Source organism: Klebsiella michiganensis (genome assembly GCA_000963575.1).
In the GTDB taxonomy this organism is placed as follows: Bacteria; Pseudomonadota; Gammaproteobacteria; order Enterobacterales; family Enterobacteriaceae; genus Cedecea; species Cedecea michiganensis_A.
Genome location: CP011077.1, coordinates 246,684 through 272,045, shown reverse-complemented (window position 1 = coordinate 272,045; position 25,362 = coordinate 246,684). Strand labels below are relative to the sequence as shown.

22 protein-coding genes and 1 pseudogene are annotated in these 25,362 nt (G+C 56.1%); 16 read left to right on the top strand and 7 right to left on the bottom strand.

What is annotated here, in order from left to right:
- Positions 1-11: 11 nt before the first annotated feature.
- Positions 12-1,691, bottom strand: coding sequence for a membrane protein (locus tag VW41_01235; GenBank protein AJZ87765.1), 1,680 nt, complete (start codon positions 1,689-1,691; stop codon positions 12-14).
- Positions 1,692-1,981: 290 nt separating this feature from the next.
- Here VW41_01235 and VW41_01230 point away from each other — a divergent pair, with 290 nt between their 5' ends.
- The 3 genes from VW41_01230 to VW41_01220 all read left to right on the top strand — a co-directional run bounded on the left by VW41_01230 (position 1,982) and on the right by VW41_01220 (position 5,104).
- Entirely contained in the window at positions 1,982-2,887 is a 906-nt protein-coding gene (locus tag VW41_01230; GenBank protein ID AJZ87764.1) for a transcriptional regulator, read from the top strand.
- A 123-nt stretch (positions 2,888-3,010) separates the two neighbouring features.
- The gene (locus VW41_01225; protein AJZ87763.1) at positions 3,011-4,450 is read left to right on the top strand and encodes an aldehyde dehydrogenase; all 1,440 of its coding nucleotides are present in this window, start codon (positions 3,011-3,013) and stop codon (positions 4,448-4,450) included.
- A gap of 51 nt (positions 4,451-4,501) precedes the next feature.
- A complete protein-coding gene (locus VW41_01220; GenBank protein AJZ87762.1) occupies positions 4,502-5,104 on the top strand; it encodes a glutathione S-transferase in 603 nt (200 codons plus the stop codon).
- Here VW41_01220 and VW41_01215 read toward each other — a convergent pair.
- Entirely contained in the window at positions 5,099-5,686 is a 588-nt protein-coding gene (locus VW41_01215; GenBank protein AJZ87761.1) for a TetR family transcriptional regulator, read from the bottom strand. The two genes, VW41_01220 and VW41_01215, sit on opposite strands and share 6 nt — an antisense overlap.
- A gap of 145 nt (positions 5,687-5,831) precedes the next feature.
- On the opposite strand from VW41_01215, the pseudogene VW41_01210 reads away from it, so the two are divergent.
- From VW41_01210 to VW41_01155, 12 genes and pseudogenes are all read left to right on the top strand, one after another.
- Positions 5,832-7,066, top strand: a pseudogene (locus tag VW41_01210) (epoxide hydrolase).
- A gap of 285 nt (positions 7,067-7,351) precedes the next feature.
- On the top strand, positions 7,352-9,496 hold the full coding sequence (locus VW41_01205) for a ligand-gated channel (protein AJZ87760.1): 2,145 nt from the start codon (positions 7,352-7,354) through the stop codon (positions 9,494-9,496).
- On the top strand, positions 9,496-10,338 hold the full coding sequence (locus tag VW41_01200; GenBank protein AJZ87759.1) for an ABC transporter substrate-binding protein: 843 nt from the start codon (positions 9,496-9,498) through the stop codon (positions 10,336-10,338). The genes VW41_01205 and VW41_01200 overlap by 1 nt, the downstream gene beginning before the upstream one ends.
- Before the next feature lie 29 nt (positions 10,339-10,367).
- Positions 10,368-11,714: a coproporphyrinogen III oxidase gene (locus tag VW41_01195; GenBank protein ID AJZ91814.1), complete on the top strand. Its 1,347-nt coding sequence runs from the start codon at positions 10,368-10,370 to the stop codon at positions 11,712-11,714.
- Entirely contained in the window at positions 11,711-12,208 is a 498-nt protein-coding gene (locus VW41_01190; protein ID AJZ87758.1) for a ShuX, read from the top strand. Before VW41_01195 ends, VW41_01190 begins: the two co-directional genes overlap by 4 nt.
- Positions 12,205-12,828, top strand: coding sequence for a hypothetical protein (locus VW41_01185; protein ID AJZ87757.1), 624 nt, complete (start codon positions 12,205-12,207; stop codon positions 12,826-12,828). Before VW41_01190 ends, VW41_01185 begins: the two co-directional genes overlap by 4 nt.
- 114 nt (positions 12,829-12,942) lie before the next feature.
- Positions 12,943-13,788 (top strand): S-transferase, encoded by an 846-nt coding sequence (locus VW41_01180; GenBank protein AJZ87756.1) that lies wholly within the window; start codon positions 12,943-12,945, stop codon positions 13,786-13,788.
- A 548-nt stretch (positions 13,789-14,336) separates the two neighbouring features.
- Positions 14,337-15,251, top strand: a complete 915-nt coding sequence (locus VW41_01175; protein ID AJZ87755.1) for an iron ABC transporter substrate-binding protein — start codon at positions 14,337-14,339, stop codon at positions 15,249-15,251.
- Positions 15,248-16,066: a manganese/iron transporter ATP-binding protein gene (locus tag VW41_01170; protein ID AJZ87754.1), complete on the top strand. Its 819-nt coding sequence runs from the start codon at positions 15,248-15,250 to the stop codon at positions 16,064-16,066. Before VW41_01175 ends, VW41_01170 begins: the two co-directional genes overlap by 4 nt.
- Entirely contained in the window at positions 16,066-16,923 is an 858-nt protein-coding gene (locus VW41_01165; GenBank protein ID AJZ87753.1) for a membrane protein, read from the top strand. The genes VW41_01170 and VW41_01165 overlap by 1 nt, the downstream gene beginning before the upstream one ends.
- Positions 16,920-17,768, top strand: coding sequence for a membrane protein (locus tag VW41_01160; GenBank protein ID AJZ87752.1), 849 nt, complete (start codon positions 16,920-16,922; stop codon positions 17,766-17,768). Before VW41_01165 ends, VW41_01160 begins: the two co-directional genes overlap by 4 nt.
- A gap of 78 nt (positions 17,769-17,846) precedes the next feature.
- Positions 17,847-18,710, top strand: a complete 864-nt coding sequence (locus VW41_01155; protein AJZ87751.1) for a transcriptional regulator — start codon at positions 17,847-17,849, stop codon at positions 18,708-18,710.
- On the opposite strand, the gene VW41_01150 is transcribed toward VW41_01155, so the two are convergent.
- The 5 genes from VW41_01150 to VW41_01130 form a co-directional block, all read right to left on the bottom strand.
- The gene (locus tag VW41_01150) at positions 18,707-19,318 is read right to left on the bottom strand and encodes a 2-dehydro-3-deoxy-6-phosphogalactonate aldolase (protein ID AJZ87750.1); all 612 of its coding nucleotides are present in this window, start codon (positions 19,316-19,318) and stop codon (positions 18,707-18,709) included. The two genes, VW41_01155 and VW41_01150, sit on opposite strands and share 4 nt — an antisense overlap.
- Positions 19,305-20,171 (bottom strand): 2-oxo-3-deoxygalactonate kinase, encoded by an 867-nt coding sequence (locus VW41_01145; protein ID AJZ87749.1) that lies wholly within the window; start codon positions 20,169-20,171, stop codon positions 19,305-19,307. Before VW41_01145 ends, VW41_01150 begins: the two co-directional genes overlap by 14 nt.
- Positions 20,168-21,643 carry a sodium:proline symporter gene (locus VW41_01140; protein AJZ87748.1) on the bottom strand — a complete coding sequence of 492 codons (1,476 nt, stop codon included), beginning with the start codon at positions 21,641-21,643 and terminating at the stop codon, positions 20,168-20,170. Before VW41_01140 ends, VW41_01145 begins: the two co-directional genes overlap by 4 nt.
- A 174-nt stretch (positions 21,644-21,817) precedes the next feature.
- The gene (locus VW41_01135; GenBank protein AJZ87747.1) at positions 21,818-22,210 is read right to left on the bottom strand and encodes an endoribonuclease L-PSP; all 393 of its coding nucleotides are present in this window, start codon (positions 22,208-22,210) and stop codon (positions 21,818-21,820) included.
- A gap of 75 nt (positions 22,211-22,285) precedes the next feature.
- Positions 22,286-23,722, bottom strand: a complete 1,437-nt coding sequence (locus VW41_01130) for a D-aminoacylase (protein AJZ91813.1) — start codon at positions 23,720-23,722, stop codon at positions 22,286-22,288.
- A 202-nt stretch (positions 23,723-23,924) separates the two neighbouring features.
- Here VW41_01130 and VW41_01125 point away from each other — a divergent pair, with 202 nt between their 5' ends.
- The gene (locus VW41_01125; protein ID AJZ87746.1) at positions 23,925-25,145 is read left to right on the top strand and encodes an aldolase; all 1,221 of its coding nucleotides are present in this window, start codon (positions 23,925-23,927) and stop codon (positions 25,143-25,145) included.
- Positions 25,146-25,362: the final 217 nt, after the last annotated feature.

Here is a 25,362-nt window from a genome sequence, read left to right as displayed (position 1 = left end):
GGCTGGGTTTTTTAGTCGTTATTCCCCTGGAGATCCCGATAAACCACCAGGTTGTTGCGCTTTTCACCAGGGCGGTTATCTTCCCAGAAAAAGCCCATCCCCTTCGGCGCAGGCTGCAGCTTGTCGCCGAGCACAATCAGCCAGCGGCAGCGATCAGGTTTGCTGAAAGTCTTTTGTGGCTGATGCAGGATCCCGGCAAAATAATAGAGCATCGGTGCTTCCGATTCCCCCAGCCGGTAAGAGGCCATGCAATCATTCGCCAGATACTGCCCCGCAAGATGGCTTTTGAGATCCTTAAACACCCCTTCGTAGCCTTTGCTGTAGTCGAACCAGCCCACCATCAACGTAAACGCCACGCTCCAGACAACGGTCACACCTAATCCCCAACTGAATGCCGCACGCAATGCCGGATTCAGCGCCAAACATAAACGCCCCCGACAGATCCACAGCGCGGTGACGGCCAGGGCAAACACAAATAACGGCCAGGATAAATGCAGCTCATAGCTCGTCGGCAGCCAGTGTTCAAACGGGGTCAGCCACCCTTTTTTATCGCCACTCACCTTGAGAAGGTAAATACCCCAAACCACCGCCAGCAAAACTGACCATAGCGCAACGGCAAAACAGGAGAAATAATGCAGCGCTTTTTCTTTTATTACCGGCAGAAGCTGAGAGCCTAATATGGCCATAGGGGCAACAAAGGGCATCAAATATAAAGCACGGCTGGTGGCCGACATCTGCAGAATAATCACCCCTAACAAAGGGAAAATAGTAATGGCATATTCATCCTGATTCTTAAGTCGCTTTAGAGGATGGCGCAGAAAATAAAACGTCGCCAAAATGCCGGATGGCAGAGCAAAAAGCACAACGGCCTCAGGCACTCGCATCAGGCTTGCTTTAGCACCCAGTTTAGCAACAGAAAAACCCAAAAAACGGCCAATATTATTTTCCCAAAACCACACCATAAAAAGGTCGGGATGTTTGCTATAAAGCAGAACCGGCCAGGGAAGAATAAAAATACATGAAACCGCCCCAGCACAAATAACGGGATACCAAAATACTTTGCTCCGGCATTGCGCGAAAAATAGAGGACTCAAAAATAGTGTTATCCAGAGCACCCCGGGAATAAACACGCCTTTGGATAGCAGAGTACCTGCCGTGCCCAGGCAAAGCCATACCGCTGAAGCAGCGACTTTTTCCTGACGGTTCAACCCAACAATACCGTACAGCGCCACGGTTGCGCCCGCGGTGAGGGCCGTATCGCTGAACATATCATGACTATGGCGCAAGATGCCCGGCGCGCTGACATAAACGGCGAATGCCAGCCAAATTCGATAATCCGCCAGGTTTTCACCGCGGAACACTCTTCTCGCCAGCAGAATAAAAAAGGAAAAATTAATGACAGAAAACAATAGCGTTGCGGTTCGGGCGGCGTCATGGAGCGGCATGACACCGGAAAATAAATGCGCCATCAGCGTAGCCGTCCAGTAATAAAGCGGCGGCTTTTCCATAAACGGCTCGCCGGCGTTTACAGGCACTAACCAATTGCCCGTTTCATACATGGTTTGAATCACGCCGAAGGTATAGTTTTCATCCTGTTTCCACGGCGTATGCCCATATATTCCCGGCAGCAGATAAACAATAAGGAAACCAATAAAAAAAAGCAGTATTTTCCCGTCCTTGCGCTGCAACATATAAACATGACTCCTTTACATGACTTGGCTTATTGTTTCTGGATATTTCTCATCGGAAACACGGTCGGGATATTGGTATTTCCCCGCAGCAAGACATTACAAAGAGCCAACACAACCGCAAATAAACGGCATTCGCCTTTCATCAATCCACGGCAACTATTTGTAGTGGGTTGATGAAATAGTAAGGTTCGCAGCTCGCGGACCGTCAAACCGCATTGCCTGCGGTAATCATAGCCAGCGGTTGTCTATCAAGAGTAAGCTACCGGTAGTCATTCTTCCGGGGAATAGTCATGCATCTGCTTTCAGCTATGGAAACCTACGTTCAGGTCGTTGATACCGGTTCCTTTTCTGCTGCGGCCAGGCGGCTGCGCATTGGTCAGCCTGCAATCTCAAAAACCATTGCTCAGCTAGAGCGTCAGCTTGGCGTTCGGCTTTTATTACGCTCAACGCATGGACTTACCCCTACGGAAGCGGGGAGTAACTTTTACGAACATGCCCGGCGCACGCTCAGCGCTGCGGATGAGGCCGTCACCTCCACACGCGGGTTAAGCGCAACGCTGACGGGCCGGCTGCGGGTTAGCGGACCGGTGACATTTGTGCGGCTGCATATCATGCCGCACCTTGCCGACTTCCTGGCAGAGCATCCGGCACTGGATGTCGATATGTTCCTTGAGGATCGCAACATCGATTTAGTCGAAGGGGGCATTGACGTCGCTTTACGCATGGGGGCTCAGGCCGACTCATCGCTCACCGCAAGGCGGCTGGGGCAAAACCCCCGCCTGGTGATGGGCACGCCGGCGTATTTCTCCCGCAGCGGCCTGCCGCAGATGCCGCAGGATTTACTTAACCATCAGGCCGTGATTTACGATCTACGCGGGGGTGGCTCAAGCTGGGAGTTTCGTCAGGGCAAGCAGCGCGTTCCCGTCACGGTTCAGGGGCGGTTACGCACGACCGGCATGGAAGCCGTCCGGGAAGCGGTGCTATCAGGGATCGGGCTTTCGGTCATGTCTGAATGGATGTTCCGCCGCGAACTTGCATCCGGTGAAATTCAGGCGGTCTTAACCGACTGGACGCTGCCACCGATTGATCTCTGGGCCGTCTCCCCGGCGGGCCGGGCGGCAAGCGCTAAGTCCAAAGCTTTTATCTCTTTCGTTGAGGCACGCGTTTTCGGCAAACCATCGCCAGAGAAGTCCTGACCTCTCCTATTCCCATAGGGAATAAGCGCTATTCCCTGCCCCTGTCTACCTGCGCCTTTCTTGCAGTGCTGTAATTCTCGCCATTGAGCTAGCCGTATAGCTCTTAAAAATGAGGAAAACCGCATGCAATACCCTACAACGACTCGACTGTTTATTCATGGCCAGTGGCGTGACGCCGCCGATGGCAACGCGCTGCCCGTGATTAATCCGGCAAACGGTCAGCGACTAGGCCAGGTGGCTCACGCCACCCGACAGGATCTGGATGACGCGCTGGTTTCAGCCCAGCAAGGGTTTGAGACCTGGCGCAATATTCCGGCCATCGAGCGCGGCGTGATTCTGCGTCGCGCCGCGCAGTTGATTCGTGAGCGAGCCGAATCTATTGCGTCACTCATCACCCAGGAACAGGGCAAACCACTGTCCGAATCACGCTTTGAGGCTCATGCTGCGGCAGAGATCATCGAATGGTTTGCTGATGAAGGCGTGCGTGTCTACGGGCGCATTGTTCCTTCCCGGGATGCCGCCGTTCAGCAGCTCGTCGTTAAAGATCCGGTGGGCGTAGTGGCCGCCTTTACCCCCTGGAACTTCCCGCTTAACCAGGTCGTTCTGAAGCTTGCTGCGGCCCTGGCGGCAGGCTGCTCAATTATCGTCAAAGCCCCGGAAGAAACCCCGGCAAGCCCGGCAGAGCTGTTCCGGGCACTTGCGGACGCAGGCGTGCCTGCGGGTGTTGCCAATCTGGTTTACGGCAACCCGGCAGAAATCTCGGGTTATCTAATCCCACATCCGGCTGTACGCAAAGTCACGTTTACCGGTTCAACCCCGGTAGGTAAACAGCTGGCCGGCCTGGCAGGGCAGCATATGAAACGTGTCACTATGGAACTGGGCGGCCATGCGCCAGTTATCATCGCCGAAGACGCCGACATTGAGCTGGCTATCCGGGCGTTGGGCACGGCGAAGTTCCGCAACGCCGGGCAAACCTGTATCTCTCCTACCCGCTTCCTGGTGCATGAAAACGTTCGGGCGGCTTTCACCGCCGGGCTGGTTCGCTGGGCAGAAGAATTACGGCCCGGCAGCGGCCTGGATAATGCCACTCAGATTGGCCCCCTCGCTAACGCACGCCGCGTAACGGCTATTGAAACGTTGGTTGAAGAGGCGATAGCTAAAGGCGCAAAACTGCTGACGGGCGGCAAACGAATCGGCCAGGAAGGCAACTTCTACGCGCCAACGGTGCTGGATGATGTGCCTCTCGACGCGCGTATTTTTAACGAAGAGCCTTTCGGTCCGGTCGCGTTAATTCGCGGCTTTACGGACCTGGAAGAAGCCATCAGCGAAGCTAACCGTCTGGATTACGGTCTGGCTGCCTATGCATTTTCACGCTCGGCCAAAACCATCCACCAGCTTTCGCAGCGCATTGAAACCGGCATGCTGTGGGTGAACCAGCCGATGACGCCATCAGCAGAGCTGCCGTTTGGCGGCGTAAAAGACTCGGGCTATGGCACAGAAGGCGGTCCGGAAGCCGTAGAGGCGTACCTCAATATTCGCTCGATCTCCATCACTCACGCCTAAAAGAGCGGGCGCCTGAGCGCGCCCGTTTTCTTCGCTACCGGGAAAAAAACGATGAAGCTTTACTACAGCCCGGGAGATTGCTCGCTTTCTCCCCATATTGTGGCCCTTGAGTCAGGCATTGCCTGCGAAATGATAAGGGTCGACCTCAAAAGCCATACGACGCAGAGTGGCGACGATTTCTACAGCATTAATCCGCTGGGGTACGTACCTTTGTTAGTGCTGGATAACGGGCAAACATTACGCGAAGGGGCGGCGATTATTCAGTATCTGGCCGATCTGGCACAGGAAAAAGAGCTCATTCCCCCGGCCGGCACCTTTGCGCGCTATCAGGCACAGGAGTGGCTGAATTTTATAGCCACTGAAATACATAAAAGCTTTGCTCCACTGTTTACGCCCACAACCCCAGAAGCGTATAAACCCGTCGCCCGGCAGCAATTACTGAAGCGCTATCGGTGGGTAGATCGGCAGCTTAAACATGGCTTTTATACCATGGGTGAAACATTTTCGGTCGTGGATGCCTATTTGTTTACGACGGTAGGCTGGGCGCAGCATGCCGGGCTCGATCTTAGCGAGTTTACCCATTTGCAGGCGTGGTCTCAGCGCATTGCGAGCCGCCCACAGGTTCAGGCGGCCATGAAAGCGGAAGGCCTATAAACCCAGGGCCTTCAAAAAAGTGGCGATCCGTCGCTCAAAGACGGGTCGCTGATAATCCATCAGCGCCATACGCCACAGCCCCTGCAGCCAGGTTGTGATAATCGCCGCCGTTTCCTGCGGATCCAAAGCCTCAGGCTGATTTCCCCACGCCTCGTCTTTGCTGAGACGCAGGCAAATGGCGTCCTGCACTTTGGCTAACCCATCTTTTGCACGCTCGGCCAACTCAGGTTGAGACAGCACCTCATCGCTGACCATCGCGGCAACCATACAAAGCGGCGAAGACGTTGTTGGGTCATCCAGGGTGTTTAGCACCTCAGTAAAGAACGCTCGTATTCCTTCAGCCGCCGTGGAGGCGCTGCGCAGCGCGTCCATGCGTCGCTGAACGATTCGCTCTTCATAGCGATCGACGCACAGCAAATAGAGGTTTTTTTTGCTTTTTAGCGTGTTGTAAAACGACCCTTCACCAATCTCCATCGCTTTCAGAAGATCGCGCAGGCCAGTCTCAGCGTAGCCCCGCTGCCAGAAAAGCGCCGTGGCACGATCCAGCGCCTGCTCGTAGTCAAAGTTAATTTTTCTCGTCATAGGCCGCAGTATAGCAATTGTAGCAATTGCTACAACTTTATTGACGCCCGCGTTCACGCCAGGATATTTTGTATCGGTCGCTACAAATAGTAATTTGTCGTTTACCTTCCCGCCTCACAGGGCGGGCTCACTCCTGGAGTTAAGCATGTCCCGCATTATCCATTCAGTCGAACACTTCACGTTGCCAGCGGCGACGGAAGCCGTCACTCCCTTTCACCTGCATATCCCGGAAAGCGCAATTGAAGACCTGCACCAGCGCCTCAGCGGCGTGCGCTGGCCGGAACAGGAAATCGTAGAGGACTGGTCGCAAGGCGTGCCGCTCGATGCGGCAAAATCTTTGATTCACGACTGGCTGCATCACTACGACTGGCGCAAGCTTGAAGCCCGGTTAAACAGTTACCCGCAATTCCGCACAAAAATCGACGGCGTGGGGATCTACTTCATTCATGCCCGCTCCCCACACAAAGACGCCACGCCTATCCTGCTCACGCACGGCTGGCCAGGCTCGGTCATTGAGTTTCTTGAGGTCATTGACCGTTTAACCGATCCAACCCGCTTTGGTGGTACGGCGGATGATGCTTTCCACGTTGTGATACCGGCGATTCCGGGTTACGGATTTTCAGACAAGCCAACGGAAACAGGCTGGAATCCGGGCCGCATTGCGCGTGCATGGACCACCCTGATGACTGAGCGACTGGGGTATAAGCACTGGGTCGCACAGGGTGGAGACTGGGAGCAGCAATCACTACCGCGCTGGCCGGCCAGGCACCTGCCGGGCTACTGGCGGCTCATGTAAACCTGCCGATGGTCGTACCGGCCATTCTCCCGGAGCAGCCGACGGAAGAGGAAAGCAACGCGCTGGCGGCCATTGAATTATTCGTGTCAAATAAAGCAGGCTACGCCAACCTGATGAACACTCGCCCGCAAACCATCGGCTACGCGCTAAGTGATTCACCTGTCGCGCTCGCCATCTGGATGTATGAGAAGTTCAAAGAATGGACCGATAACCGCGGCAAGCCTGAGGATGCGCTCAGCCGGGAAAAGATGTTGGATGACATCTCCCTTTACTGGTTTACCGGCACCGGCGTATCCAGCGCCCGGCTCTACTGGGAAGGCGTTGGCAGCACGATCCGCGGCGCGGATTTTTTCTCTGCCGCCCGTTCAGGCGTAGAAAGGATAAGCATACCAATGGGGGCCAGCCTTTTCCCGGCTGAAACCTTTATCCCCCCGCGAGCCTGGGCTGAAGCGGCCTGGAGCAATTTGTTCTACTGGAACAAAGTCGAAAAAGGCGGTCATTTCGCGGCGTTCGAACAACCGGAGATCTTTGCCTGTGAACTGTGGAAGGCATTTCGCCCCCTCCGTCACCAGGCTTCTTTGTAAGCTCTGACCACCCTTTGCATTATCTAAACCAGCCGCGCCAGGGGAGACAGGTCGCTATCTTCTCCTGGCACGCCCGGCGGCCTCGGGCCGGGGTCGCGCGGCCAACTACTTATTTATCCTCCGCATTTATAAGGCTTTTAACACCTAAAGACCGTGAGTCAGATGCGAATTTGACCAAAATCAAAGTTGCATCTGATTAGCAGGTTAAACGGTGGATATGCGCGATCCCCCTGGATATAAAGGCGAATGATAATAACTATCATTAATGTTCTCAGGGAGGGATTTATGCCAGGGAAACACAAAACCTACTCGACCTTTTCAGCCGTACCTCTGATTATTGCCGGCGCTCTTACCGTGCCTGATTCCGCTTTCGCACAGCCGAACGCCACGCCTGATGACACGATTATCGTCAGCGCCAGCCGCACGGAAACCAACCTCTGGAACAGTCCGGTTACCGTCCAGGTGGTGGACAGTACAACGCTGGAAAACTCAACCAGCGTGTCCATTGCAGACGACCTCAAAGATATTCCCGGTGTAGAAATCACCGATAACGCGCTGGCCGGACGCAAGCAAATACGCATCCGGGGCGAAGCCTCATCACGCGTGTTGATTCTGGTTGATGGCCAGCAGGTCACCTGGCAACGCGCCGGGCAAAACTACGGTGCTGGCCTGCTGGTCGATGAATCATCTCTGGAGCGTATCGAAGTCATTAAAGGCCCCTATTCCGTGCTCTACGGCTCGCAGGCCATCGGCGGCGTGGTGAATTTTATCACTAAAAAAGGCGGGGATAAGCCGCTGGCCGGGCTGGTTAAAGCGACCTGGAACTCCGCCACGGCGGGGTGGGAGGAATCCGCCGCCGCCTGGGGCAGCATCGGCCAGTTCGACTACCGCATCAACGGCAGTTATTCGGACCAGGGTAACAGAAAAACCCCGGACGGGCGGCTGGATAACACGCACTTCCGTAATAATGGTCAGGGGCTATGGCTGAGTTACAGCTTCGATCGCCAGAAAATTGGCCTGTCTCTGGACCGCTACAGCCTCGCCACGCAAACCTGGTACAGCGATCCTGGCCGTAGGTTCGACGCCTTCAGCGTCAGGATCCCGAAGATGACGCGGGAAAAAATCGGGCTGTTTTACGACTTTGACGTCGACGGCGATTACCTGAAAAAAATCCATCTCGATGCCTACAACCAGACCGTTGCACGCCAGTTTGAAAATGAAGTGGCGACTACGCAGCCTATTCCTTCACCAAGGATTAAGGCGCTAAGCATAAAAAATCAAACCCATACCAACGACAAGCAGTACACCCAGGGCGTAACGCTACAAACTAACTTCTCGCTCCCGGCCGGTAATGACCTGGTGCTTGGGGCACAGTATCAGCACGATAGAGTCAATCAGAACTCCAGCGGCTACACGCGCCAGACGGCGAAAACAGGGTTCTTTAACACTGAAACCCACACCCGGTCGCACGACAAATCGGAGCAAAGTAATACCTCACTGTTTGCCCAGAATGCCTGGAATCTGGCCGATGACTGGACGTGGACCCTGGGCGCCCGCCAGTACTGGTTGTCATCAAAGCTCATCAACAGCAGCGGACAAAAAACGCAGGCCAGTGTAACAACGAGCACGGTGAGTGGAGACAAGTCCACCAGCGATAACCAGTTTGTCGGTGCCACCAGCCTGAGCTATTCCGGGTTTAAAGACATCGAGCTGCGTGCAGCTTTCGCCCAGGGCTACGTCTTCCCGACGCTGGTGCAGCAGTTTATGCAAACCTCCGCCGGTGGTGGCCTGACCTATGGCAACCAGAACCTGCGCCCGGAACGTTCCAATAACTACGAAATCGGCGCCCGCTATAAGGGCAACATGTGGTTTGTAGACGGCACGGTGTACTACTCCGAGGCGAAAGATTATATCGCTTCGGTTGCCTGCGAAGGGCAAACCGTTTGTCAGGGCAACAGTAGCGGTTCACGAGCAACATATCGCTACTACAACAATATCAACCAGGCCAAAACCTACGGAATAGAGCTTGCCGCGGAATATAACGGCTGGGCAGTCTCTCCTTACCTGAGCGGCAATCTCCTGCGTCGCCAGTACGAAAGCGACTCGCTGAAAACCTGGGATACCGGCGAGCCTGCCTTAAACGGCCGCTTCGGTGTCAAACATACGCTGATACTCAACGCCATGAATATCACCTCCGACGCATTTATCCGCGCGGCCTCCAGTGCCAAAGAAAACACCGGCGACAGCGAAAAACGCTATCCCGGCTGGGCCACGTTAAACCTGGCCGTGAATGCAAAATTTGGTGACAACGACCAGTACCTGGTCAACCTGGCGCTAAACAACCTGACCAACAAACGCTACCAGACCGCCCATGAATCTATTCCGGAAGCAGGCTTTAACACGGCCATTGGCTTTGGGTGGAAGTTCTGATGAAGAAAATTTTTTTTGTCGCGCTGCTGGCGATGGCCACGGCATTTTCCAGCCAGGCCAGCGAGAGACTGGTGGTGGCGGGTGGCTCCCTGAGCGAGCTCGTTTATGCCCTCGGCGCAGGCAGCCAGGTGGTGGGCGTGGATGAAACCACCACCTGGCCGTCGGAAACGGAAACGCTGCCGCATATCGGTCCCTGGATGCAGCTCAGCAGCGAATCCATTTTGTCGCTGCGTCCCGGGCGCTTCATTACCTGGCAGGATGCCGGGCCGCAACTCGTCATAGAACAGTTGCAAAAGACAAAGGTGAATGTCCTGCAGCTCCCGCGAGTGCCCGCCACCGTCGAACAGATGTACGCCAACATTCAAACCCTGGCGATAGCCTTGCAGCGCCAGTCACAGGGCGACGCGCTAGTTGCCAGCCTTCGGCAGCGGCTGGCGGTTATTGCCAAAAGTACGGCGCCGAAACGGCATCCCGTTAAAGCGATGTTTATTCTCTCCGCGGGCGGCAGCATGCCCCAGGTTGCCGGTACGGGCAGCGTGGCCGACACCATCCTGACCATGGCCGGGGCACACAACATCGCCCGGCATCATCAGTACCAGAGCTACAGCACCGAAGCGATGATCGCCGCCAACCCGGAGGTCATCGTCGCGACAACCCAAATGACGCAGGGCAACCCCGACGCGCTGAAAGCCATTCCAGGCATCACCCACACCTCCGCCTGGAAAAACACGCGGATAGTCATTATCGATCAGGCTTTGATTCTGGGGATGGGGCCACGTATCGCAGAGGCCGTGGAGCTGCTGCATCACCAGTTTTGGCCCAATTCCGACCAGAGCAATTAAGGATTACTTTGAAATGAGCGATGTTGAACATGATACCTGAACTGGATCTCCAGCCGCACTTTGCACTCCCCGGCGGACAACCCTTTAAAGATCGGCACGCCACCATGCCGTGGCGCGGCGCAATGCCCGTCGCCAAAGAACAGCTTGAACACACCTGGCAGCAGGTGATTGCCAGCCCAACGCCTCCCGGCAAAAGGCTGGTTTATCTCCATATTCCCTTCTGCGCAACGCACTGTACCTTCTGCGGCTTCTATCAGAATCGCTATGAGGTAGACCCCTGCGAGCGCTACACCAACGCTCTACTCAGGGAGATAGAGCTGGAGGCCAACAGCCCGCTGCACCAGTCGGCTCCGATTCACGCCATCTACTTCGGTGGCGGCACGCCTTCGGCGCTTTCAGCCAAAGATTTAGCGCGGATCATTACCGCCCTGCGCCGCAGCATGCCGCTGGCACCGGACTGTGAGATAACCATTGAAGGCCGGGTGCTGAATTTTGACGATGAACGTATCGACGCCTGCCTCGACGCGGGCGCCAACCGCTTCTCCATCGGTATTCAGTCGTTTAACAGCAAAATCCGCAAGAAAATGGCACGCACCTCCGATGGCCCCACCGCCCGACGCTTTATGGAAAACCTCTGCAAACGCGATCGTGCCGCGGTGGTATGCGATCTGCTGTTTGGCCTGCCGGGACAGGACCAGCAACTTTGGGCAGAAGACCTGGCTATCGCGCGGGATATCGGCCTCGATGGGGTCGATCTCTATGCCCTGAATTTGCTGCCGCAAACGCCTCTGGGTAAAGCCGTGGAAAACGGGCGCGTCACGCTGCCTTCTCCGGCCGAACGCAGGGATCTGTACCTCCAGGGCTGCGACTTCATGGACAGCGCCGGCTGGCGCTGCATCAGCAACAGCCACTGGGCGCGCACCACGCGGGAGCGCAACCTTTACAACCTGCTGATAAAACAAGGCGCAGACTGCCTGGCCTTTGGCTCCGGTGCGGGCGGCTCGGTCAACGGTTATTCCTGGATGGTTGAACGCAACCTTGAAAGCTGGCACACCGCCGTCGCCGCCGGGAAAAAGCCGCTGATGATGATGGCCCGCACCACCGACCCGGGTTACCGCTGGCGGCATCGTCTTCAGGCAGGGATTGAAACTGCCCGCGTACCTCTCGACGAGTTAACCGCCGATGCACATTTACTCCAGCCGCTGCTCACCCAATGGCACGACGCCGGTCTGACCCGGGATGACTCTACCTGCCTGCGCCTGACCGACGAAGGCCGCTTCTGGGCCAGCAACATTTTCCAGTCTTTGCAAACGCTGGTTGCCGCTCTCAATACCCCAACAACAACGGACAAAAAACCGCAAGGAGCAACGCTATGACTTCCGTTTCCCTCATCGATTACTTAAAAACCCAGCCGGACGGCACGCTGGAATCTATTGCCGCACAATATAATGTCACCCTGCTGGATGTTGTCACCCAACTCCCCGCTCTGGCGCTGGTCAGCGGCCAGCAGTTCGACACCGTCTGGGATACCGTTGTCGAATGGGGCAGCGTCACCACGCTGGTACACACCGCTGATGTGATTATTGAATTTTCGGGTGAACTCCCTTCCGGCTTCCACCGCCACGGCTATTTCAACCTGCGCGGCAAAAAAGGCATGACGGGGCATATCAAAGCGGCCAACTGCACCCACATCGCTTTGGTGGAACGCAAGTTTATGGGGATGGACACCGCCTCGATTCTGTTCTTCAATCAGGCGGGCAGCGCGATGCTGAAAATCTTCATCGGGCGCGACGATCATCGCCAATTACTGGCAGACCAGCTTGCGGCTTTTCGGGCGCTGGCAGAGACAATTAAGGGAAACATTGCATGACGCCATGGTTAATTTTTGGAGCCGGAGGCAAAGGTGTTGGCGCACTAACCGCGAGTCTGGCACTGACGGAGAACCGCCCCGTTGTTGTGCTGGTGCGTAACGAAGAGGCTGCGGCAAAACTGCGTGAGGCGGGTGCCCAGGTAATTATCGGCGACGCCTGCGATGCAGACGCTGTCGCAGCAGCCTGCCTCCTGGCGGGCAAGGACGCAACCGTCATTTCGACCATGGGCGGTTCACATGATTACCAGGCGCACCGCACCGTCATCGACTGCGCTGAGAAAGCCGGGATCTCACGCATGGTACTGGTCACCTCTTTAGGTTGCGGAGAAAGCTGGGCCTATTTGTCCGATCGGGCAAAAGCGGCCTTTGGTCAGGCGGTGCGGGAAAAATCCCTCGCCGAAAGCTGGCTGCAAACCAGCACGCTGGACTTTGCTATTGTGCGTCCCGGCGGCCTGCTTCACGGCGAGCCAACAGGCACAGCAGCCCTAAGCCAGGCAGCAGAGATCCACGGTCTGGTCATGCGGGCCGATGTCGCCGCGCACGTCGCAGAACTGGCAAAATCCTCCCACCTTAATCACCAGGTTTACGGTCTCGTTGAACCGGGGCTGAAACCGGCCTGATGCCGAGCCGGGCTTTCGCTTTTCTGGCGGTATAGCCCGGCAGGCTCTTCCCTCTTGCTACACTTCAAGATAGTTTCATCAGATAACTAACCTGAGAAGAAGGCAGATCACGCGATGTCCGAACACAACTACCAGCCCCCAAAAGTCTGGACCTGGAACAAGACCGAAGCCGGTCAGTTCTCCAGCATCAACCGCCCGATTTCCGGCCCAACTCACGAAAAAACGCTGCCTGTTGGCAAGCATCCGCTGCAGCTTTACTCCCTCGGCACGCCGAACGGGCAGAAAGTGACTATTCTGCTGGAAGAGCTGCTGGCACTCGGCATCAGCGGAGCAGAATACGATGCGCACCTGATTCGCATCGGCGAAGGCGACCAGTTCTCCAGCGGCTTTGTGGAAGTAAACCCAAACTCCAAAATCCCGGCGCTGTTTGACCACTCCGTCACGCCGCCGCTGCGCGTGTTTGAGTCCGGCAACATCCTGCTTTACCTCGCGGAAAAATTCGGCCACTTCCTGCCGAAAGACATCGCCGGGCGCACCGAAGCGCTGAACTGGCTATTCTGGCTGCAGGGGTCCGCACCTTACCTGGGCGGCGGCTTCGGCCACTTCTACCACTATGCACCGGTGAAAATTGAGTACGCCATCAACCGCTTCGCGATGGAAGCCAAGCGTCAGTTGGATGTACTCGACAAGCAGCTGGAGAAGCACCGCTTTATCGCCGGGAATGAATACACAATCGCCGATATTGCCATCTTTACCTGGTATGGCGCGCTGGCGAAGGGTGGCCTGTACGAATCCGCCGAGTTCCTGGACGTGGCGTCTTACAAACACTTTGGCCGCTGGGCCGATGAAGTGGCTAACCGCCCGGCGGTTAAACGTGGCCGCATCGTGAACCGCACCTGGGGCGATGTGCAGTTGGCCGAGCGCCACGATGCTTCAGATTTTGATGATTTAGGGTTGTAGGACCCTCACCCTAACCCTCTCCCTAAAAGGGAGAGGGAATAAACAGTGTTTCCCATAGTTTTTGCTTTCCTCTTCATCCCCTGGGTAGAAACAATAACCAGTGTTTCCCATAGTTTTTGTTTTCTCCTTCATCCCATGGGTAGAAACAATAAACAGTGTTTTCCATAGTTGTTGTTTTCTCCTTCATCCCCTGGATAGAAACAATAAACGGTGTTTCCCGTTGCTTCTGTTTTCCTCTTCATCCCTTGGGTAGAAACAATAAACAGTGTTTTCCATAGTTGTTGTTTTCTCCTTCATCTCATGGGTAGAAACAATAAACAGTGTTTTCCATAGTTTTTGTTTTCATCTTCATCCCTTGGGTAGAAACAATAACCAGTGTTTCCCAGAGTTTTTTCTCCCTCGCCCCTCTGGGGAGAGGGCTGGGGTGAGGGGACTCCCCGCTTTTAAATCACACAAATGATAATAGTTTGCATTTAGCTATAGCAACAGCTATGTTTTATAGCACTTGCTATAAACGCTGAATCTATAATCACTCGTGAGGGAAGACGATGTCCGGGAAACTGAAGTTAACGCAAAGTATTTTCGCAGCCGCCGCCGCTCTGGCGATGCTGTTTGGTGCCGCTCAGGCGCAGGCAAAATTTAAAGCAATCACCACCTTTACTATCATCGCTGATATGGCTCAGAACGTGGCCGGTGACGCTGCCGATGTGGAGTCCATCACCAAGCCAGGCGCGGAGATTCACGAATACCAGCCCACGCCGGGGGACATTCGTCGGGCGCAGGGCGCGCAGCTTATCCTGACCAATGGACTGAACCTCGAACTCTGGTTCGCGAAGTTTTATCAGCACCTGAAAGGCGTGCCTGAAGTTGTCGTCACCACCGGCATTCAGCCGACGGGCATCACCGAAGGCCCTTATAACGGCAAACCCAACCCTCACGCATGGATGTCGCCGCAAAATGCGCTGATCTACGTCGATAACATCCGGGATGCGTTCGTTAAATACGATCCGGACAACGCCGCAACCTATACGCGCAACGCTGAAGCCTACAAACAAAAAATTCGGCAGACCATCGAGCCGCTGCGCAACGAGCTGGCAAAAATTCCGGCAGATAAGCGCTGGCTGGTCACCAGTGAGGGCGCGTTCTCCTACCTCGCCAACGACTTTGGCCTGAAAGAACTCTATCTGTGGCCGATCAATGCCGATCAGCAGGGCACCCCGCAACAGGTGCGTAAAGTGATCGACAGCATTCGCCAGTACCAAATCCCGACTATCTTCAGCGAAAGCACCATCTCCGACAAGCCTGCTCGCCAGGCGGCGCGGGAGTCCGGCGCACATTACGGCGGCGTGCTGTATGTCGACTCCTTGAGTGCCGCAAACGGCCCGGTGCCGACCTACCTTGATCTGCTGCGTGTCACCACCAGCACCATCGTTAACGGCATCAATGAAGGTCTGAAGAAATGAGTCGTCGTCCCGGCATAATCGTTCAGGACGCCAGCGTCACCTATCGCAATGGCCACACCGCGCTGCGGGCGGCCAGCTTTGAAATTCCGACCGGCACTATTGCGGCCCTGGTAGGCGTCAACGGCTCCGGGAAATCCACGCTGTTTAAAGCCATCATGGGCTTTGTGCACCTTGCCAGCGGCAGCATCTCGATTCTGGATATGCCCACGCGAAAAGCGCTGCGCAACAACCTGGTGTCTTATGTGCCGCAGTCCGAGGACGTGGACTGGACGTTTCCGGTGCTGGTGGAAGACGTGGTAATGATGGGCCGCTTTGGTCATATGGGGATGCTACGCATTCCCGGCAAGGCCGACAAACAGGCGGTTGACAACGCCCTTGCCCGCGTCGGCATGAGCGACTTCCGCCAGCGCCAAATCGGCGAACTATCCGGCGGGCAGAAAAAACGCGTGTTTCTCGCCCGGGCAATTGCCCAGGACGGTCAGGTTATTCTGCTGGACGAACCGTTCACCGGCGTGGACGTAAAAACGGAAGAGCAGATCATCAGCCTGCTGCGCGAACTGCGGGATGAGGGCCGCACGATGCTGGTCTCAACCCACAACCTGGGCGCCGTGACCGACTATTGCGACTACACCGTGCTGGTGAAAGGTACCGTGCTGGCCTGCGGCCCGACCGACGTCACCTTTACCCAGGCAAATCTTGAGCTGGCCTTCAGCGGCGTACTGCGTCACGTCACCTTAACCGGGAAAGAAACCAGCGTATTCACCGACGACGAAAGGCCGTTTATCCACGGTTCGGCGTTAAAAGAGGAGCCGTAATGTCCGTCCTGCTCGAACCGTTTAGCTATGGCTACATGTTTAACGCCATCTGGGTATCGGCGCTGGTTGGCGGCGTGTGCGCCTTCCTCTCCTGTTACCTGATGCTGAAAGGCTGGTCGCTGATTGGCGATGCCCTCTCCCACTCCATCGTGCCCGGCGTGGCCGGAGCCTATATGCTCGGCCTGCCGTTTTCCATCGGCGCATTTTTCTCAGGCGGCCTCGCGGCGGGTACCATGCTGTTTTTAAACCAGCGCACGCGCCTGCGGGAAGACACCATCATTGGCCTTATCTTTTCGTCGTTCTTTGGCCTCGGGCTATTTATGGTGTCGCTCAACCCAACCTCAGTAAACATCCAGACCATCGTGCTCGGCAATATCCTGGCCATCGCCCCGTCGGATATCGTGCAGCTGGCAATTATCGGCTTTGTCTCGCTGGCGATTCTGCTGCTGAAATGGAAAGACCTGATGGTGACCTTCTTCGACGAGAATCACGCCCGCTCCATTGGTCTTAACCCGCTCTGGCTCAAAGGATTATTTTTCACCCTGCTGTCGGCCACCACCGTGGCGGCGCTGCAAACCGTTGGCGCGTTTCTGGTGATTTGCATGGTGGTCACGCCGGGCGCAACCGCCTGGCTGCTGACCGATCGCTTCCCCAAACTGTTGATCATTGCCGTCACGTTAGGCACTTTTACCAGCGCATTCGGCACCTGGATTAGCTATTTCCTCGACGGGGCCACCGGCGGTATTATCGTGGTGCTGCAAACGCTTATTTTCCTGCTGACCTTCGTGTTTGCCCCCAAACACGGCCTGCTGGCTAACCGTCGGCGCGCGCGCCTGAGCCTGGAGCAAACGCCATGAGCCTGTTAGATACGCTGCTTTCTCCTTTCCAGTTTGGCTTTATGATCAATGCCCTGACCATGACGACGCTGGTCGCCATCCCGTGCGCGCTGCTCTCCTGCTTCCTGGTGCTAAAGGGCTGGGCGCTAATGGGCGATGCCATGAGCCACGCAGTCTTCCCCGGCGTGGTGATCGCCTGGATGGTCGGCCTGCCGCTGGGCCTCGGCGCCTTCGTGGCCGGGCTATTTTGCGCCTTTGCCACCGGCTACCTGCAGGACAACAGCCGCATCAAACGCGACACGGTTATGGGCATCGTCTTTTCCGGTATGTTTGGCGCGGGCCTAGTGCTTTACGTCTACCTGAAACCGGATATCCACCTCGACCACATTCTGTTCGGCGACATGCTGGGCGTGAGCGGCAGTGATATTCTGCAAACGGGGATCATTGCGCTGCTCACGGCGATTATTGTGGCGTTAAAATGGCGAGATTTACTGCTGCACGCGTTCGATCCTATTCAGGCGCAGGTATCCGGCCTGAACGTCAAGTTGCTGAACTATGGCCTGCTTTGCCTGGTCTCGTTGACCATCGTCGCGGCCCTGAAGGCGGTGGGGATCATTCTCGCCATCTCCCTGCTCATCGCTCCTGGGGCTATCGCCTCACTGTTGACGCGCACCTTTAAAGGCATGATGCTGGTCGCGCTTGCGCAGGCTATCGTGACGTCGTTTCTTGGCGTCTACCTTTCATTCTTTATCGACAGCGCCCCCGCGCCGACCATCGTTGTGCTTTCTGCCCTGGTCTTCATCGCCGCGTTTATTCGGGCCACAATCGGGCAGCGGCGTATGGAAGCGATAAGCGAGCCATCCTGAATTCACATGGTGCGCCCCAGGTAACGGATTTATGATACAAAGTACCTTCTCCTTTTGCACAAGTACCAGGGTCGCGCCATGAGCTACACCATCGATATTATCTCCTGCATCACCGATCGCTTTGTTGAGCTGACCGCCACCGAAAAGCGCATCGCGCAGTTTATTCTGGACGACGTGCAGTCTGCCGCGGCGCTGCCGATTTCGGAAATGGCACGCCAGACGCAAACCAGCCAGGCTTCAATTACCCGCTTTGCCCGGGCTATCGGCTGCAAGGACGTGCGAGAACTGAAGGTGAAGTTGGCCCAGTCGCTGGCCGTGGGGCAAAGATTTATTCTCGATGTGCCGGACCTGGAAGGCGTGCAGGGGATCTACGAAACCATCATCAACGTGCTGGACATCAACCGCCGTGCGCTAAACGCTGAGTCACTGAACAAGGCCGTGACCTGGCTGAATAATGCGAGGCAGATTCTGGCGCTGGGCATGGGCGGCGGGTCGACGATTTGTGCGCAGGAGTTACAGTTTCGTCTGTTTCGCCTCGGCATGCCGGTGGTGAGCCAAAGCGATGGCTTGCTGGCGAGGATGATGGCGGCGTCGGTGGCCTCCAACGATGTGGTTGTGGCGCTATCATTGGGAGGCTACACCCCGGAAGTGGTGGAGAGCGCGGCCATTGCCCGCCAGTACGGTGCAAAGATCATCGCCATTACTCCGCAGGGTACGCCGCTGGCCGAGCAGGCAGACATTGTGCTGCCGCTGATTATTCGCGAAAACGACTACATTTTTAAGCCGAGCACTTCGCGCTACGCGATGCTGGCGATGATTGATGTGCTGGCCACCGAACTGGCGATGGCCAACAAAAGCCAGGCGAAGGATCGACTGCGCCGCATCAAGCTGGCGCTGGACAGCCATCGCGGCGGGGCTGACAGGCAGCCGCTGGGGGATTAGCGGTGATACCGCCTGAGGGCGTCCATAAAGCGTCTTCCCTGCTGCCGGGTCACTTTTACATCTTGCCCTGCACGGTAGAGATCGCTGCCTAAACCTGCGCCCTGGCAGCCAGCGTCGAGATACAACGGAAGGTTATCCGGCGTAATACCTCCCACCGCCAACACCGGCGTCTCCGGCGGCAATACCGCTTTCAGCGCGGAAATGTACGCCGGACCAAATGCCGAAGATGGAAAAATTTTCAGCCACTGTGCCCCGGCTTCCAGCGCGGTAAATGCCTCCGTTGCGGTAGCGCATCCGGCACAAACCAGCATGCCGCGCTCTCTTGCCAGGGCTATCACACGCGGGTCGGTGTTAGGCGTCACTATCAGCCCGGCGCCGGCGTCAGCAAGCCAGGTAACCTGCTCCACCTTCAGTACCGTTCCGGCACCAATGCAGGCCTGCCGACCAAACTTAGCCCCCACCCCGGCAATGCTCTGCTGCCAACCCGGCGAGTTGAGCGGAATTTCCAGGTAACGGAAGCCCTCTTCAATTAATGCCTCAACGTGCGCGGCCGCCTCAAAAGGCTGAACCCCGCGCAGAATGGCGATCAGTGGATTAGCATCGTGCATCGAGAAGGCTCCTTATGCCCTGCTGAAAAGCGTCTTCACCTGCCACACATTGGGTTTCAACCCCGGCCAGGGAAAAGGCCTGCTGATAGCGGCGACAGAGAGAAGAGCTGGCCACCAGCGTGACGTTTTTAGGTTCATGGAGCGTCATCATCCCGGCAACTTCAGCGCCAATCAGCAGCCCGGACAGCAGTTCAGCGACGCAGGATGCTGGCACGCTGCCCAGCACTCTCGCCGCCCTGGCGTAAAATAACTCGCCGACAAATGCGGGCGAACACAGCCCCCGGTCAAGCCCTTGCCGGAACGCAGCATCATCATTGATTTGCGCAGGCAGCCCCTTGCCAATCAGTGAGCAAGTCATCAACAGGTGATGCAGTTCTCCGGTCATCACCGTAGAAAATGCGCTGACGCGTTCGCCCTCGGCTTGTACCCATTTGCTGTGGGTTCCGGGCATTACGTAATGCGTGGTAGGCGCCAGCCGCATGGCACCAAGCAGCTGAGTTTCCTCCCCGCGCATCACATTTTCGGCTTCCACTTTTAGCCCCGGAACAATCCACACATTTTCGGCAACTTCTTTCAGTCCGGCGGCAAGCTGGCTTAGAGCAGCGGGGCAAGCCAGATAGGGAACCTGCTGCCAGCCTGCATCGCTGCCGATCATTCCGCCCATAATGACCGGCACTGGCGCCTTTTCACGCCACGGGGCTATGTGCTGCTCAAACACAGCCTCGGGCGTACATGCCTCAAGGCGGCTAACGCCCAGCGGCAAATCCAGACTGGCTACCGGCTGACCGGCGATAAAATGCCAGGCTCTGAGCTGACTTGAACCCCAGTCCACGGCGATGTAGTTCTCGTTCATTTGCCGCTCCTTAGCGGAGCAGGCACAGACTCGGGGCGACTTTCCCTTTCGCGGGTAATCACCTCCAGCGCCTCTTCACGGCTCATCTTGCTGGCCGGAGTGACCAGCGTAACGATAACAGCAGCGGCCAGGCTCGCCAGCACGGAAGGAATGCAGGGGTTGCCCCAGTATGCCAGCCAGCGGTCATGGACCAACACCGCAGTGGATACTCCCGCGCCGCCTGCCAGCGCGGCCAGCGCCCCCTGCCAGTTAAAGCGCAGCCAGAAGCGCCCCAGAATCGAGCAGACAAACAGACCAGACATCAGGGTGGAAATCATTTTGGTGATGTAACTAATGATGTCGTTGGAGGTCAGGGCAAAGATCAGCGCCAGGCCAATCACTAGCACCAGCATCCAGCGGGACAGCATAATGGCTTTATTTTCCGGCGGCATTCTGCCCGTTATTATCGTGTAGAGATCGCGCATCACTATCGTTACGGCGGCGATGGCATCAGAGCTTGCCGAAGACATGGTGGCCGACAGCCCGGCAATCAGCACCACCAGCCCCACCAGGCTCGGCAGGAAACTTGTCGCAAACAGAAAAGCATAGTTGCTGTTTTCAAGAGACGGGTTCATGGTAAAGGCCGCCATCCCGATAATAGCCGGAAGGATAGAGAAGAATAAATACAGTATGCCGGTATACACAAACGAGCGCCTCACGGATGACACATCCTTCCCTGAGTAAATGCGCTGCCGATAGGAAGGTGTCGCCAGTACGCCAACGCTAATCACCATCGCCAGAGAGAGTGCGGGTACCACACCCAGCTTGTCGACGGCAAGGAAGCTCAACGCCTCAGGAGCCATCGCCTGTTGAATAGCCTCCCAGCCACCCACGTGAATCACGGCAAGTATCGCCATCAGAATAAAACCGAAGAACAAAATCAGTGCCTGGATAGTGTCAGTCCAGACCACAGCTGAATAACCACCGATTACGACATAAATCGCAAATGCCAGAGCAATAATAATTTTTGCCACCGTCATATCTATTCCTGTAGCCCAGGATAAATACAGGCTACCGCCAAGAATATGAGCACCTAACCAGCCAATAGAGGCGACAAATATAAGCAGGCCGACGATATTTTTAATTAAGTGGCTGGCCCCCGTATAATAAGAAAGTTCTTCGCTCATTGTCATGAAACGCAATTTTCGTACCGGGGCAAATAGCCAGGCTACCAGCAAAATACCCACCGCACCGCCAAGCCCGTAAAGCATCCCCGCCCAGCCATTGCTGTAGCCAAAACCCACCGCTCCCATACTTGACCCCGTGCCGACCATCGTCGCCACCGTGGAACCCAGCGTTAAAAACATCGGCAGAGAGCGCCCGCCCAGCAAGAAATCTTCACCGCTCTTTTGGTTACGGGAAACAAACCAGCCGAGAATAATCATCGCGCAGGCATAAAGACCAAAGCAGATAAGGAATGAAATATTATTCATGATTCACTTCCAGCAGTCATTGGTGAAAAGAACAGGCACCTGAAAAAATACAAAGGGAGCCCGTTGGCTACCGTAATAACGATGCCAGTTACGTTTTGGTTTTAATTTTTATATTTTTATCTTGCTCTCATTATTTCCCCTCTCCTGTCTGAGAGGGGAAAACAGGCTTAGAAATTAGCCCCGGTCTGAGCGATAGCAGGTGACATCCACTTCAACTTTGCAGTCCACCACCAGGTCCGCAACGCAGCACACGCGGGCCGGAGGATGGTCACCAAAGAATTCACGAAATACTTTGTTGAAAGACTGAAAATAGCGAGCATCGGTCAGGTAAACCTTTACGTGCACTACGTCAGCCAGGGTGTAGCCCGCTTCCGCCATGATGTCCACGCAGTTCTGAATCGCCAGCCGCGACTGATCGACAATTCCCCCCTCAACCACTTCCCCGTCCTTCATTGGCGTCTGGCCGGAAACATACAGCCAGCCGGCCGCTTCCACAGCTTTGGCAAAAGGCAGGTGCTGCCCGCCGGTACCGGTACTGCCGCCAACGCCATAACGTTTAATGCTCATCATTACTCCTTATTGATCGGTTTACCCTCACCCTCTCCCTGAGGAAGAGAGCCGGGGTGAGGGGCTAAGCTATATTCACTTCTGCCGACGCAGGAACCGCCCCGCACGCCCGGTGACTTTTTGCGCCAGCCCGTAGCTCATCACCCCGTTCACCATCACCGCCTCAATACCTGCGGCAGGCTGTTTCGGGTTACTGAAGCTCGCCACATCCCGCACGGTTACCGGGTTGAACAACACCAGATCGGCATAATAACCGCGCTTCACCAGGCCACGTTCGGGCAGCTGGAACCGAGCCGCCGACATGCCCGTCATCTTATGTACCGCCTGCGTCAGCGGGAAAAGCTTCTCGTCGCGGCTGTAATGTCCCAGCACGCGCGGGAAGGCGCCCCACAGCCGAGGATGCGGCATCGGATCGTTAGGCAGCCCGTCGGAGCCTATCATTGTCACTGGATAGCTCAGCACGCGCCGAACGTCCTGCTCGTCCATGTTGTAATAAATCGCGCCCGCGGGCATCAGTAATTTTCCCGCTTCGTGAAGTGACATCGACCACTCTTCGGCGATTTGCAGCAGCGTCTTCCCCGCCACTTCCGGATGCGGCTCTGACCAGGTGATGACAATGTCGAATTCATCGGTTATCTGCTTCATGTCCAGCGTTGAAGAGCTGGCGGAATACGGGTAACAGTCACAGGAGACATCCTGCTGCTCGCGTACTTTGTCGAACAACTTTAGCGTTTCAACCGTGCGCCCCCAGTTTTTCGCCCCGGCGCATTTGTGATGCGACACCACAACCGGCACATTTCCGTGGCAGCCGATGCGAAAAGCTTCATCCAGCGCCTCTAAAATAGGCTCAAACTCGGAGCGTAAATGGGTGGTGTAAATCCCCTTCTCCGCCGCCAGCTCCTCCGCCAGCGCCATCACCTCTTCGGTGGTGGAGTGGAACGCGCTGCCATAAGCCAGCCCAGAGCTTAATCCCAACGCTCCCTGCTGCAGGGCCAGCTTAAGCTGCTCGCGCATGGCGAGAATCTCTTCTTGCGTCGCCGGGCGGAACAGGTCATCCATCTGGTTATTACGCAGCGCGGTATGACCGACAAGCGTGCCGACGTTGATTGCCGGGCGAGCCTGCTCCACGGCATGCGCATACGCCTCAACCGTGGGATAGACAAACTGATGCGCCTCGCCCAACAGGTTCATCGGGTCAGGCACCTGCGCGTTAATGGTTGCGCCCGCCGCACTGATGCCGCAGTTGCCGACGATCACGGTGGTAATGCCCTGGCTAATTTTCGGCAGATATTCAGGAAAACGGATCACGTTAATGTCGTCATGCGTGTGGACATCAATAAACCCCGGCGCCAATACCCGCCCGCTGCCGTCGATCTCATGCACGGCCTCACCGGTAATACCCGGCGCGATGTCGGCAATACGCTCGCCCTGCACCGCCACATCGGCCAGATATTCCGCACCGCCCGAACCATCAATCACGGTGACATTCCTGAAGAGATAATCAAACTTCATATGCGCCTCACGCCAATAAAAATCTGAGTGCAAGTTAACCATTTACAAGCCACAAAAACAGTGAAAAACTAAGCAAAAGCCTGATAGATTAATGATACTTTTATTCACTAAATATCGAATAAAAATAAAATACCAAATAATAACAATGCATTAAAAATGATACTTAATCTGAAAGACAGAACAACCTCGGAGAAAATACGTTATGAAATACCAGGAGATTAACCTCGTACCCCATAAGTCCGCCCTCATGCATTCCCCTGCCAATGTCCTCAACGAAGACGTTTGCCTGCCCGCCGCGCTGATAAAAAAATCAGCCCTGAAAAACAACATCAGGTGGATGCAGGACTACGCCAATGCGCGCGGCGTTTCGCTGGCACCACACGGTAAAACCACCATGACGCCGTGGATCTTCCAGCAACAGCAAAAAGCGGGAGCGTGGGCCATCGGCGTAGGCAGCGCATGGCAAGCCAGCATCGCGATGTCCGCGGGCATTGAGCGGGTGCTAATGGTTAACCAGCTGGTGGGCAAAGCGAACATAACGCTGGTATCACAGCTGAAGCATAAACATACCGCCGTCGACTACATTTGCTGCGTGGACAGCGAGGCAAACGCCCGCACCCTGTCGGCCTTTTTTAGCCAGCAGGGGCAAACCCTCGACGTGCTGATTGAGCTTGGCGTGCCCGGTGGCCGCTGCGGCTGCCGCGGCACTGAACAGGCGCTGGCGCTGGCAAAACTGGTGGCAGAATTACCTGGCCTGACGTTACGCGGCCTGGAGCTGTACGAAGGCGTGCTACACGGTGAAAATCCACAGCCCAAAGTCGAAGCCCTCCTGCAGGACGCGGCAGCCCTAGCCTGCCAGATGGAACGCTACGTAGACGGTGAGTTCCTGCTCACCGGTGCAGGTTCGGTCTGGTACGACGTGGTGTGTAATATCTGGCTCGCCGCAGAAAAACCGGCCAACTGCCGCATTGCGATTCGCCCCGGCTGCTACATCACTCACGACGGCGGTATTTATCAGGCAGCCCAGGATCAGTTGATGGCGCGCGATCGGATCGCCTGCGATCTCGGCGGCGATCTGGTTTCCGCGCTGGAGCTGGTGGCTATGGTGCAGTCGGTGCCGGAGAGCGACCGGGCGATTGTGAATTTTGGCAAGCGCGACAGCGCCTTTGATGCCGGTCTGCCGCAGCCGATAGCGCATTACCGCCAGGGCAAACCGCTGGCCTCGCCGTCAGAAACCATCGAAGCAACCGGGATTATGGACCAGCATGCTATGTTGAAACTCAAGCCGGGCGCGGATGTGCAGGTTGGGGATATTCTGGTGTTCAGCACTTCGCACCCGTGCCTGACGTTTGATAAGTGGAAGGCGCTGCTGCTGGTGGACGACGAGTATAACGTGCTGGATGAGTTAGAGACGGCGTTCTAGTTTTTACCTTCACCCTCTCCCTGCCCGGGAGAGGGTTAGGCTAAAAGCCAGAAGCGACGTTGCAGTTGAAGTCAGAGCCGGACATAAAGCGAGCCGTTCACCGGGGCGGATGCTGCATATGAAGTTGTGCTTAAGGTGAGCAAAACCTTGGCCGACCCTTCATGGAAGATATTTGCGATTAAAAGACAGCATGCGGGAGAATGCCGGTGAGATGGAA